This window comes from Erysipelatoclostridium sp. An15 (genome assembly GCF_002160675.1).
GTDB lineage: Bacteria > Bacillota_I > Bacilli_A > Erysipelotrichales > Coprobacillaceae > Thomasclavelia > Thomasclavelia merdavium.
The window spans coordinates 18404-31426 of the sequence record NZ_NFLA01000003.1 but is presented as its reverse complement, the minus strand read 5'-3'; the positions used below and the strand labels follow the sequence as shown (position 1 = coordinate 31426).

Annotated in this window: 15 protein-coding genes; 3 read left to right on the top strand and 12 right to left on the bottom strand. The window is 31.1% G+C overall.

Going from position 1 to position 13023, the window contains the following annotated elements; translation table 11 throughout:
- The first annotated feature begins 56 nt into the window (after positions 1-56).
- The 3 genes from B5E92_RS15780 (at position 57) to B5E92_RS02015 (ending at position 2947) form a co-directional block, all read left to right on the top strand.
- Positions 57-758: an MATE family efflux transporter gene (locus B5E92_RS15780; protein WP_239406373.1), complete on the top strand. Its 702-nt coding sequence runs from the start codon at positions 57-59 to the stop codon at positions 756-758.
- 25 nt (positions 759-783) lie between these two features.
- Complete coding sequence (locus tag B5E92_RS15775) at positions 784-1431, top strand: MATE family efflux transporter (RefSeq protein ID WP_239406372.1); 648 nt, start codon at positions 784-786, stop codon at positions 1429-1431.
- A 103-nt stretch (positions 1432-1534) separates the two neighbouring features.
- The gene (locus tag B5E92_RS02015; RefSeq protein WP_087298752.1) at positions 1535-2947 is read left to right on the top strand and encodes a glycoside hydrolase family 1 protein; all 1413 of its coding nucleotides are present in this window, start codon (positions 1535-1537) and stop codon (positions 2945-2947) included.
- Between the two features lie 29 nt (positions 2948-2976).
- On the opposite strand, the gene B5E92_RS02010 is transcribed toward B5E92_RS02015, so the two are convergent.
- The 12 genes from B5E92_RS02010 to rpsM form a co-directional block, all read right to left on the bottom strand.
- Positions 2977-4425 carry a glycoside hydrolase family 1 protein gene (locus B5E92_RS02010; protein ID WP_087298751.1) on the bottom strand — a complete coding sequence of 483 codons (1449 nt, stop codon included), beginning with the start codon at positions 4423-4425 and terminating at the stop codon, positions 2977-2979.
- 68 nt (positions 4426-4493) lie between these two features.
- The gene (locus B5E92_RS02005; RefSeq protein ID WP_087298750.1) at positions 4494-5399 is read right to left on the bottom strand and encodes an alpha/beta hydrolase; all 906 of its coding nucleotides are present in this window, start codon (positions 5397-5399) and stop codon (positions 4494-4496) included.
- Positions 5392-6597, bottom strand: coding sequence for a hypothetical protein (locus tag B5E92_RS02000; protein ID WP_087298749.1), 1206 nt, complete (start codon positions 6595-6597; stop codon positions 5392-5394). Before B5E92_RS02000 ends, B5E92_RS02005 begins: the two co-directional genes overlap by 8 nt.
- A gap of 110 nt (positions 6598-6707) precedes the next feature.
- Positions 6708-7589 carry a PHP domain-containing protein gene (locus B5E92_RS01995; RefSeq protein WP_087298748.1) on the bottom strand — a complete coding sequence of 294 codons (882 nt, stop codon included), beginning with the start codon at positions 7587-7589 and terminating at the stop codon, positions 6708-6710.
- Entirely contained in the window at positions 7579-8316 is a 738-nt protein-coding gene (gene truA / locus B5E92_RS01990) for a tRNA pseudouridine(38-40) synthase TruA (protein ID WP_087298747.1), read from the bottom strand. The genes B5E92_RS01995 and truA overlap by 11 nt, the downstream gene beginning before the upstream one ends.
- Entirely contained in the window at positions 8316-9116 is an 801-nt protein-coding gene (locus tag B5E92_RS01985; RefSeq protein ID WP_087298746.1) for an energy-coupling factor transporter transmembrane protein EcfT, read from the bottom strand. The genes truA and B5E92_RS01985 overlap by 1 nt, the downstream gene beginning before the upstream one ends.
- Positions 9109-9960 carry an energy-coupling factor transporter ATPase gene (locus B5E92_RS01980; protein ID WP_087298745.1) on the bottom strand — a complete coding sequence of 284 codons (852 nt, stop codon included), beginning with the start codon at positions 9958-9960 and terminating at the stop codon, positions 9109-9111. Before B5E92_RS01980 ends, B5E92_RS01985 begins: the two co-directional genes overlap by 8 nt.
- Positions 9936-10766 carry an energy-coupling factor transporter ATPase gene (locus B5E92_RS01975; protein ID WP_087298744.1) on the bottom strand — a complete coding sequence of 277 codons (831 nt, stop codon included), beginning with the start codon at positions 10764-10766 and terminating at the stop codon, positions 9936-9938. Before B5E92_RS01975 ends, B5E92_RS01980 begins: the two co-directional genes overlap by 25 nt.
- Before the next feature lie 93 nt (positions 10767-10859).
- The gene (gene rplQ / locus B5E92_RS01970; protein ID WP_087298743.1) at positions 10860-11222 is read right to left on the bottom strand and encodes a 50S ribosomal protein L17; all 363 of its coding nucleotides are present in this window, start codon (positions 11220-11222) and stop codon (positions 10860-10862) included.
- A gap of 32 nt (positions 11223-11254) precedes the next feature.
- Entirely contained in the window at positions 11255-12199 is a 945-nt protein-coding gene (locus tag B5E92_RS01965) for a DNA-directed RNA polymerase subunit alpha (RefSeq protein ID WP_087298742.1), read from the bottom strand.
- A 46-nt stretch (positions 12200-12245) separates the two neighbouring features.
- Entirely contained in the window at positions 12246-12638 is a 393-nt protein-coding gene (rpsK, locus tag B5E92_RS01960; RefSeq protein WP_087298741.1) for a 30S ribosomal protein S11, read from the bottom strand.
- Positions 12639-12657: 19 nt separating this feature from the next.
- The gene (gene rpsM / locus B5E92_RS01955; RefSeq protein ID WP_087298740.1) at positions 12658-13023 is read right to left on the bottom strand and encodes a 30S ribosomal protein S13; all 366 of its coding nucleotides are present in this window, start codon (positions 13021-13023) and stop codon (positions 12658-12660) included.

Genomic DNA, 13023 nt, shown 5'->3' with positions numbered 1-13023 from the left:
TTGACTTATAGTTTACTTTAAGATGTATGATAAATTTACACTAAAGGGGGAATTTAATGATCAATATAATCGAGCCAAAAATACAAATATCTAAACAAAGACAAATATTTACTAACAAGAATTTAAAAAATTTAATTATTCCTTTAATTATTGAACAATTATTAGTACTACTTGTAGGAATTGCCGACACTCTAATGGTTAGTTATGCTGGCGAGGCAGCTGTTTCCGGCGTTAGTTTAGTCAATCAGCTTAATAACGTTTTTCTTTATATTTTTAATGCTTTAGCATCAGGCGGTGCCGTTGTTGCTAGTCAATATATTGGTAACAAAGATCAAAAAAATGGTAACCTTGCTGCAAGCCAATTAGTAATGATTACTACTGTAATTTCAGTTTTCTTAATGTTATTTGCCATCCTTTTAAGAGAACAACTATTAACATTATTATTTGGTGATGTTGAAAGTGATGTTATGAGTGCCTGTCTTACATATTTAATTATTTCTGCTTTTTCATTTCCAGCATTAGCTATATATAATAGCTGCGCTGGGTTATTTAGAAGTATGTCTAAGGCTAATATAGTTGTTTATGTATCTTTTTTAATGAATATTATTAATGTTGCTGGTAATGCTATTGGAATTTTTGTTTTACATGCTGGAGTTGCCGGAGTTGCTTATCCATCACTTATTTCTAGAACCGTAGCAGCTATAGTTTTACTTATTTTGATTTCTAGTAAAAAAAAATGTTTTATATATTCGTCTTAGCGATATTCTTAAATGGTCTAAGTCTATGATCAAACGGATATTAAATATTGCTATTCCAAATAGTATTGAAAATGGTTTGTTTCAAATATCTAAAGTTGTATTAAGCAGTATTGTTGCTTTATTTGGTACTAGCCAGATTGCTGCTAATGGTGTTGCTCAAAGTTTCTGGTCAATGGCTGCCTTATTTTCACTTGCTATGGGGCCGGCCTTTATTACTGTAATTGGACAATGTATGGGAGCTAAAGATATTGAAGCTGCCAATTATTATATGCAAAAATTACTTAAAATAACTTTAATTGGCGGAACTATCTGGAATGCTGTCTTCTTTGCAATTACACCACTTATTTTAATACTTTATGATTTACCAAATGAAACAATTCAGTTAGTAATTATTTTATGTTTGATCCATAATGTCTTTAATGCTATCTTATGTCCAATTTCTTCTGCTCTTTCTAATGGATTACGAGCTTGTGGTGATGTTAAATATACAATGTACACATCTATTTTCTGTACTGTTGTTTGCCGCGTTATTTTATCATATTTATTTGGTATTACTTTAAATTTAGGAGTTATTGGTATTACTTTAGCTATGGTTGGCGATTGGGCAATTAAAGCTGTCTTTATCATGGTTAGATATGTAAAAGGAACCTGGAAACAATTTCAAGTTATCTAAAGTGCTTATAAAAGCACTTTTTATTTTCTTTTTCATTCTCTGGAAAAGTCCATTACTTTTTTTAATTTCGATTATAATATCGCTTAAGGAGGAGATACAAAATATGTTACATAAAAATTTAAAACCATTCCCTAAAGATTTTTTATGGGGTGCTTCTACATCTGCTTATCAAGTAGAAGGAGCTAACTTAGAAGATGGTAAAGGACCATCAGTACAAGATGTTAAAGTAATCCCAGAAGGAACTTCAGATTTAACAGTATGTGCTGATCATTACCATCGCTATAAAGAAGATATTGCTTTAATGGCTGAAATGGGATTTAAAACTTATCGTTTTTCTATTTCATGGTCAAGAATTTTACCAAATGGAACTGGTGAAGTAAATCCTAAAGGAATTGAATTCTATAATAATGTAATTAATGAATGTTTAAAATATAACATTGAACCATTAGTTACTATGTTCCACTTTGACTTACCTCAAGCATTAGAAGAAAGAGGAGGTTGGGAAAAAAGAGAATCAATTGACTGGTTTGTCAACTTTGCTAAAGTTATGTTTGAAAACTTTGGTGACCGTGTAAAATACTGGTTAACTATCAATGAACAAAACGTCTTAATTTTATCTGGTGATATTATCGGAACAACTAAATTAACAGGACCAGATAAATATAAAAGCCTATATCAACAAAATCACCACATGTTAGTAGCTCAAGCTAAAGCAATGGCTTTATGCCATGAAATGGTACCTGGTGGTAAAATCGGACCAGCTCCAAATATTTCTTTAGCTTATCCAGCTTCTTGTAAACCAGAAGATCAATTAGCTGCTCAAAATCTAAATGCAATTAGAAACTGGTTATACTTAGATATGGCTGTATATGGAAAATACAATAATCTTGCATGGGCATTTATGGAAGAACGTAATGCTACACCAGTTATTGAAGAAGGTGACATGGAAATTTTAGCTAATGGTCATCCTGATTTCATTGGTTTCAACTACTATTCAACTGCTACAGTAAAATGGTGTCCTGAAAATATTGAAGAAACATTTGGACATGATCAACAAAAAACAAGAATGGAACCAGGTGTTTATCTAGGTGCTGCTAATGAAAATTTACCACATACTGATTTTGGATGGGAAATTGATCCAATGGGATTTAGAGCAACTATGAGAGAAATGTATTCTCGTTATCGTTTACCAATGATTGTTACTGAAAATGGTCTTGGAGCTTATGATAAGCTAACTGAAGACGGTAAAGTACATGATCAATACCGTATTGAATATTTAAGAAAACATATTGAACAAATCAAGTTAGCTATTACAGATGGTGTTGAAATGATGGGATATTGCCCTTGGTCTGCAATTGACTTAATTTCTACTCATGAAGGTATGGTTAAACGTTACGGATTCATTTATGTTGACCGTGATGAATTTGATTTAAAAACTTTAGATCGTTATCGTAAAGATTCTTTCTATTGGTATAAAAAAGTTATCGCTTCTAATGGAGAAGATTTATCTGATTAAACATAAAAGGAATAGCTTAGCTATTCCTTTTATAGTTCTTCACCGTTAGTTTCAATTACCTTTTGATACCAGTAATATGAATCTTTTTTATATCGATTTAATGTACCGCTATTTTCGTCTTCTTCTCTATCAACATATACAAATCCATAGCGTTTTTGATAACCATTTAACCAGCTTAATAAATCTGTATATGACCATGTACAATAAGCTAATACTCGACAACCATCATCACAGGCTTTTTTAAGTTCCTTAATATGTTCACGTAAGTAATCAATACGATATGGATCATGAACCTTACCATCTTCCAATTTATCAAAAGCTCCTAATCCGTTTTCACTAATTACGATTGGTAAATCATATCTTGATGTAATTTCACGACAGCACATTCTAAGACCCATTGGATCAATTGTCCAATCCCAGTCTGTAGTTGGTAAATTAGCATTAGGTGGATTTTTATATAATCCAGGTACTCCTTGCACTGTTGCAGTACCTTTTTTACCAGTGTTATTCATTTCATGAGTTGTTCCAACACCATCAATATCATTGAATTCAACTGTAGTAGTTTGATAATAGTTAACACCCATAAAATCAATTAATTGAGCTGCTTCTTTTAAAATAGCTTGATCTTCAGGTTCCATTTTAATTGTAATACCTTGTGACTGTAAATAAGTTAAGGCAGCTCGTGGATAACGTCCATAAGCATATACGTCCATCCAGAAATAATTTTTTAAGTCATCATAGTCAGCCTTAGCCATAGCGTTTTCTGGTTTATTGTCAATAGCATAACTTGGGCTGTAAGCAAAACTTGCTCCTACTTTTGCATCTGGCCACATTTCTTTTAAAGCAATTACACTTTTTGCATGTGCCATATTAGCATGATGATTAACCTGACAGAATGTTTGCATATCATCTACTTTTCCTGGTGGATGCATTCCTTCTAACCATCCATGACCGGTAAAGATATTTTGTTCATTCATTGTAATCCAATATTTTACACGATCACCATATCTTTTAAATAAAGTCTTAGCATAATTTACATAATCATCAACGATTTGACGATTTTCCCAGCCATGATATCGATCTTCTAAAGCTTGAGGCATATCCCAGTGATATACTGTTACCATTGGTTCAATTCCATATTTTAATAATTCATTAATTAAATTATCATAGAATTGTAATCCAGCTTCATTTACTTCACCTGTTCCATTTGGATAGATTCTTGTCCAGGCAATTGAAAAACGATATGTTTTTAAGCCTAATTCTGCCATTAAGGCAACATCTTCTTTATAACGATGATAATGGTCTACGGCTTTATCACCAGTAGTTCCTTTAAAAGTTTTTCCAGGAATTCTAACAAATTTATCCCAGTTAGAAACACCTTTACCATCAGCATCCCAGCCACCTTCTACCTGATAAGCAGCTGAAGCACTACCCCAAAGAAAGTCTTTTGGAAATCCTTTGCTTTCTTTAAAATACATCTTTTTTTCTCCTCCTTTTTTATTTATTATACTTATAAATCAAAGATCCATAAGATAATTCCTTTTAATTACTTTACATATTTAGTAATAAAATTAACTAATGTGCTTTTAAATTCATCAGTTTCTTTTAAATCATATAAATAACGTTCTTCTTTTAAAACAAATAATGCTTTACTACCACGATTAGCATTATATAAAGGATATACCATCTTTAATGGTACAAAATCATCATCTTTCATATGAATATATAATGTTGGAATATCATTATGTTTAACTAATTCCACGTAATCTTCTTTAATATCAATCTTAATTTGTTTTCTTATTTTACGTTTAATCAAATTAACCGTTGGAAATTTAGGAACTTTATAGTCTTTAATTAAGCGATATCCTAAAATATCATAAACACTTGTATAAGCTCCATCGCTAATTATTGCTTTAACATTTTTTAATGAATGTTCACTAGCAGCTTTTAAAATCGTATTGGCACCAGTTTCTTTTCCATATAATACAATTTTATGATCTTTCCCAAATGTTTTTAAGATAAATCGATTCCAGCAAACTAAATCACGAACATCTTTAATACCAAAACCACGAATATAACCATCACTTTGTCCATGTCCACAAGCATCGACTAATAATATATTCCAATCTGGATAGCGTTCTTTAAAATATGGAACATACATTGTCATATCTTTAGCTTCCAAAGCAAAAGGATGTAATATCATTAAGGTAACTTCAGCATTTGGTTCTTCTAATAAAATCCCTCTTAACCGTATTCCTTGACGATTTTTTAAATAAACATTTTTACTTGCATATTTGGTTTCTAAAATACTTGGTTTATCATCTTCTTTATGATGACGATAAGCCATTGCTTTAACCATCCTATTTGCAAAAGCATTTACAGCACTAACACTACTGGCAATTCCAGCGACTAATGCAAATGATGCAACAACTCTTTTTTGATTTTTATACATGTTTACCTCCATACTCCTTATAATTTTCCATTAATAATCTATTTATATTACATACTTGTTCAAAAGAACTTAATCGATATTCATCATGCTCCATTCTTCCAGCGTAGAAACGGATTGCAGTTTCCAGATTTTCCCGAATAATTTCTTTATATTCTGGTGGAAAAGTTGATATTGGAAAACATACGAATACGAATGTATTATAATCTTTAGAAAATAAATTAATTAATAAATCATATCCTTCGCTTTGAACAATTGAATTACCTATTGCTAATTGTAAATCATGATTAGCAAAAGTAAGCATATCATTCATTACAAAACGAATTACATCCATGGACGCATTTTGATAACCTTCAATATCATTTTCAAAAATAGCTTTTAGATATGGAATAACAATATTACTTGTTTTCCCTTCTTCATGAATTCGATTATCGATATAATTAAAAATTGCTTTTGTAATTCGATAATGAGAAAGAACCAGATTACCAAAATCGGTCATGATTGCAAAAGCAAATCGTTGTGAATTACACAAACGCCATATTGCATCTAATAACGGCTCTTTAACTGTGTTATAAAAACCATCTAAATGTTTAAATACATCTTTAATAATCAATCTAAAATAATATAAATGATATTGGTACTGGGTGTCTAAATACTTAGCTGTCATCCCATCCCATTCATATTCATAAAGTATTTTATCCAACAATAAACTGACTGAATCCATATATTTTTTATAATTACCATTACTTAATAACCGATCTAAGTATGGCATGAAAAATTCATAAAACTCATCAACAGTTTCCTGGTTAGTACCTCGATGATATTCTAAGTAATCAAGAATATTTCGATAATCTAATGGTTCTAACATGCTATTAGTATTTTTACTATTAATATAATGTTGGAATACATGACAATGTAAAATTGTTTTATATTTATTAAAATATAAAATCTGCTTTAAAGCATCTTTAGTAATATATTCTTGTTCCTGTTCGTGTAAATCTACAGAAAAAGTTGTTTTTACCTCATCACCAGAATAATCGACTGTTACAAAAACATTAATTTCACGAAATTGAATATCACGAATATAATAGTGAAACTTATGCTCAAATTTTTTAGTTTGAACACAACTATGACAACGGTATTTACCCTGATAATTACTTTGATGTTCTTCTAAATACTTATGAATACATTCACGCGCCATGAATTCACCTCCTATTTTAACTTTACTTATAATATATTTTACCACGTCTTGACTAACTTTAAAACCAATACACAAAAAAAATAAGTATCCAATTCTCGCTTAGATACTTATTACTTAATCTTCCCTTTTTTAAATACTGGCTGTTCAATAACATTTAAATTATGTCGCCAGGCAAATCTTTCTAATGCTTCAAAATCATCTTGATTAAAATGATCAGGACTATGTCCATCGATACCTAGAATCACTTTACAATCCATCTCACTTACAATATCAAAAAAATGTGAATTAGGGTAAGGATATAGTAACTCATCGTTAACACGACGATAACCGCGCCGAATTCCACCAGCATTTATCTCTAATGGAACATCTTTTTCCAAGGCTTTTTGACAAATTTCCCGGGTAATATTTTCACAAAACTCATCAAAATAGATTTTTCCGATCATAAATAAATCGGGATGAGCAATATATGTAAACAAATCAGTATCCAAGGCCTTTAAAACATTATCTTTATATGAAATTATTTCCTTATCACTAATCGCCGGTTTACCATAATATTTAGTTGCTACCGAATATTTATCAAAATGATTTCCTAGTATTAAATAATCAATTTCACCACTATCTAATAGCTCTTGATAATAATCTAAATATTCTTCAAAATACTCAGCTTCAAAACCTTGATAAATAGTAATCTGATCTTTATATTTTTTCTTTAGCTCTTTAACTTTTTCAATATGAATATCTTTTTTTGAATATGGTAATCGCATTGCTGGCCCATTTTTTAAAATTGATAGACAAGCTGATCCAAAAGAATGAAAATTACCAATTGTATAAGTAATCCCCTTTAATAAATGTTTTCGGTAATGTGGTAAAGGTACATGTTCACTAAAGCCTAAAACTTCAATCCCTTCATTAAGGGCTGAAATGACCATCTCTTCTTCATCACCAATAGCATGACCACATCGAAAAGTATGTGTATGATAATTAGTCTTCATCGTAAGATACCTCGTACAAATATAGACCTTGTGGTTTAGCTTTAAATAAACATTTTTTTTCACCTTTACTATCTAATAGCTCTTGTAATCGGGCTTGATCGATTCTTTTAGCTCCAACTTGAATTAACCCACCAACAATATGGCGAACCATATAACGTCTAAAACCATTACCGGTTAATATAAATTTAACGATACCATTTTCATTAGTAATATCAATTTTATAAATAGTTCTAATTGTATTACCATACTGGTCATAACTACAAAATGAGGCAAAATCATGTTCACCAATAAAGATTTTTGCCGCTTGCTGCATCAATTCAATATCTAAAGGACGTCCATACTGGTAAATATAATTTGTTTCAAATGGATTATACTCATTAGTACTTAATAAATAATGATATTCTTTTTTTACAGCACTATATCTACTATGAAAATCCTCTGAAACAAATTCAGTATCAGTAATATAGATATCGTTTGGTAAAAAATGATTAATAGCTCTTTTCCATTGCTTTTCTGGTAAATTGCTTGTTGTATCGAAATGAAAAACCTGCTTAACACCATGAACCTTAGCATCAGTTCTACCAGAACCATGAATAATTATTTTCTCTTTACAAATATTTTTCAACGCTTTTTGAATTTCACCTTGAACAGTTCTTAAATTATTTTGAACCTGAAAACCGTGAAATTTACTACCATCATAAGTAACAGTCGCTTTAACTCGTACCATTATAAAACAAAACTCATTGCAATTACAAAACCAGAAACAGCAATAGTTAAAACAAAAGCAACTGTATCACTAGTTTGCCATTTTAAAGACTTATAGCGAGTTCGTGGTGCTTCTGGATTATAATTACGACTTTCCATAGCATTAGCTAAATCTTCAGCGCGTTGAAAAGCAGAGATAAATAATGGAATAATTAAAGAAACAATTGCTTTAATCTTTTCTTTCATTGTTCCTTCATTAAAATCAACTCCACGACTAGCCTGAGCTTTCATAATTCTTTTAGCTTCATCTAGTAAATCGGGAATGAAACGCAAAGCAATAGATATCATCATTGCAAGTTCATGAGCTGGAAAACCAAAGCGTTTAAATGGTAATAACATACTTTCTATTCCCAATGTTAAATCTAAAGGCTTAGTTGAAGAAGTTAAAATAGTTGTAAGCGTAATAATTAAAATCAACCTTATAAATATATATGCTGATTGGATTAAAGCTCCTGAGTAAATATTAAATGAACCTATTGTTAAAACTATTTCTCCAGTATTAACTAAAAAGATATTAAACACCATTAAAAACAACATCATAAACAACATCGGCTTAATTGCTTTTAAAATATGTTTAATAGCAATATTTGATAACATTGCTACAAGTAAAACAAATACAGCTAAAATACCATAACCAATAAAACCAGCATCAAAAAAGACAGCAATTAAAAATATTAATAATGCTCCTATTTTTAAACGAGGATCAAGGCGATGGATAAGTGAATTTACTGGGATATATTTTCCAAAAGTCATACTATCCATTAAGCTCACCACCTATTGCCGCAACTAAATCTTCAATATTATTAATTGAAGTATCAATATTAAAACCACCTTGATTCAATTTAATAATAAAATCAGTAATAATTGGTAAATCGATTCCTAATCCATTTAAATATTCACTATCTTTAAATACGTTAGTCACTGTATCATGTTTTTCAACCTTACCATGATTCATAACTACTACTTCATCACAATATTGTAATACGTGATTCATATCATGAGTTACTAAAATTATTGTTTTACCCATATCATTAATCTTTTTAAATAAGCTCATCATTTCATTAGTACCTTGTGGATCCAATCCAGCTGTTGGCTCATCAAGAATTAAAATATCTGGATCCATGGCTAAGATCCCTGCTATAGCTACTCTTCTTTTTTGCCCTCCAGATAAATCAAATGGTGACTTTGATAAATAACTATCATCTAAACCAACTGTGTTTAATACCTGGCTAGCAATTCGTTTAGCTTCATTTTCGTCAACACCAAAATTTAATGGCCCAAACATAATATCTTTTTCAATTGTTTCTTCAAATAACTGATACTCAGGGAATTGAAAAACTAAACCAGCTTTTTTTCTAAGTGGTTTTAATTTGCTAGGTTTTTGAGTAGCAGTAATTAAATATTCTTCTACGTTAATGCTACCATTAGTAGGTAACAATAAAGCATTGATATGTTGTATCAAAGTACTCTTACCGCTTCCAGTTTGACCAATAATAGCAGTAAAACTTTGATCCTTAATATCCAAATTTACACCCTTTAAAGCATGATAAGAAAAAGGGGTATTGGGACTATAAATATGTTCTACTTCTTTGAATGTAACTGACATAATTCGTTAATCAATACCTCCTTTTTTAACGACATACTTGTTTTAATATTTATCTTTTCTAATCCTTTAGCTACTTTTAAAGCAAAAGGAATATCTAATTCTGATTTAATCAAGGAAGTCTCATCTTTAAGTATTTTATCAGGTTCACCTTGAGCAACTATTTTACCATCATTTAATATAATTACTTGATCTGCATTTTTAGCTTCTTCAATATCATGAGTAATTGAGATAATAGTAATGTCTTTTTCTTGATTTAATTCTTTAACTAGACTATTGATTTCACGACGCCCCATAGGATCAAGCATACTTGTGGCTTCGTCAAGAATAATTATACTAGGCGCCATAGCTAGAATTCCGGCAATTGCAACTCGCTGTTTTTGACCACCAGATAATTTTGTTGGTTCATGATCTAAAAAATCAAGCATTTTAACTTTGGCTGCATAATTATTAATTATTTCATCCATTTCTTCTTGAGGAACACAATTATTTTCTAAACCAAACGCAATATCATCTCTAACTGTCGCACCTATAAATTGATTATCTGGATTTTGAAAAACTATTCCGATATTATCACGAACTTTATATAGGTTTTCTAGAGTTAATTCAATACCATTAACAATAATTGTGCCACCTTTTTTTTCTAATAATCCAATCAATAATTTAGCAATTGTACTTTTTCCACTACCATTATGCCCTAATATTGCTACATAGTCACCTTTTTTTATATCAAAAGAAATATGATCTATTGTTTTTAAACCATCATCGTATTCGAAAAACAAATCTTTTATTTCAATGATTTTTTCCATTTGTCCACCACCTTGATTACATGTTTTTTACATTCTATTATTATTAGTTAACTTAGTCAAGTAAAAATAAAAAGACCCGAAGGTCTTTTATTATTAAATTAAAGTAATGATTGCCATTGGGGCATTATCACCTTTACGATTGTAAGTTTTTAAGATACGAGTGTATCCACCATTTACATCGCTATATTTAGGGGCAACTTCATCAAATAATTTTTGTACAGCTGTTTTTCCTGTTTCAGCATCAACTACATTATGTAATACAGCAGCAGCTTGACGTCTAGCGTGTAAGTCACCACGTTTACCTAAAGTAATTAATTCTTCAACTACTGAACGAACTTCTTTTGCTCTTGTTACTGTAGTTTCTAATTGTCCGTACATAATTACTTCTGTTGCAAGAGAACGTAACATTGATTTTCTAATATCAGAAGTACGTCCTAATTTTCTATTTCTAGCCATGAGATTAGCGCTCCTTCCTTAGTAATTGCGAATTAATCGATAGGTTTAAACCCTAACCCTAATTCAACTAATTTTTCTTTAACTTCTTTTAAAGATTTCTTACCTAAGTTTCTTACTTTGATCATATCATCTTCAGACTTAGCGGCAAGATCTTGAACAGTTTGAATACCTGCTCTTTTTAAACAATTATATGAACGAACTGATAAATCAAGTTCTTCGATTGTCATATCTAAAACTTTATTTGTTGTATCGCTTTGAGCTTCAGACATAACTTCCATGTTAACAGCCATATCAGTCAATTCAACAAACATATTTAAATGTTCCACCAAAATCTTTGCAGCTAGTGAGATAGCTTCATAAGGCTTTAAAGCCCCATTGGTTTCAATTTCTAAAGTTAATTGATCATATTTTGCACTTTCACCAACACGAGTTGGTTCAACTGCATAAGATACTCTTTCAATTGGCGAATAAATAGAATCAGTTGGAATAATACCAATTGTATTAATTTCTTGTTTATTTTGATCAGCACTTACATAACCACGGTCTTTTTTAGCATATAATTCCATATATAAGTGTGCCCCTTGAGCAACATGAGCGATTACCATATCATTAGAAATCATTGTTACTTCAGAAGGACATTGGATGTCAGCACCTGTTACAGTAGCAGGTCCTTCAACATCAATGATCATTGTTGCTGATTCATCACTATCCACATCAAATACAAGCTTTTTTAGACGTAAGATAATTGAGGTAACGTCTTCTACAACACCATCAACTGCCGAAAATTCATGAATTGCACCTTGTACTTTAATTGCATAAATTGCCGAACCAGGTAATGATGATAAAAGAACACGTCTTAAAGAGTTACCTAAAGTTGTCCCGAACCCTCTTTCTAAAGGTTCGATGACAAACTTACCATAATTATCTGTTTCATCATAATTAGCTATATTAAAATTTGCTTTTTCAAACTTTTGCATTTATTTTCCTCCTCACTAGGAATTACTATATTAGATCATGCAATAATTATCCGCGTGGACGTTTTGGTGGACGGCACCCGTTATGTGGAATTGGGGTAACGTCAGTAATAGAAGTTACTTCTAATCCCGCAGCTTGTAAAGCTCTAACTGCAGCTTCACGTCCTGGTCCTGGACCTTTAACGTTAACATCTACAGATTTCATACCATGATCCATTGATGCTTTAGCAGCAGCTTCTGAAGCCATTTGTGCTGCAAATGGAGTAGATTTACGAGAACCTTTGAAACCTAAAGCTCCAGCACTAGACCATGTAATTACATTACCATGTTCATCAGTAATAGTCACGATAGTGTTATTGAAAGTTGAATGAACATGTGCTACACCTTTTGCAATATTCTTTTTTACACGTCTTTTACCACGTGTTTGTCTAACTTTTGCCATCTTAATTCAACCTCCTATTTTATTTTTTCTTTCCTGCGATTGGTTTTGCTTTTCCCTTACGAGTACGAGCATTTGTTTTAGTTTTTTGACCACGAACAGGAAGTCCTCTACGATGACGGATTCCTCTGTAGCTTCCGATTTCCATTAAACGTTTAATGTTTAAAGCTACTTCACGACGAAGATCACCTTCAACTTTGATTGATTCGATTTCTTTTCTGATTTTACCGATTTCATCTTCTGTTAAATCTTTAACTCTGACATCTTCACTAATTCCAACATTTTTTAAGATTTTTTGAGCTGTTGGTTTACCGATACCATAGATATAAGTCAATGAGATAACCACTCGTTTATCACGAGGGATATCAACACCAGCAATACGAGCCAT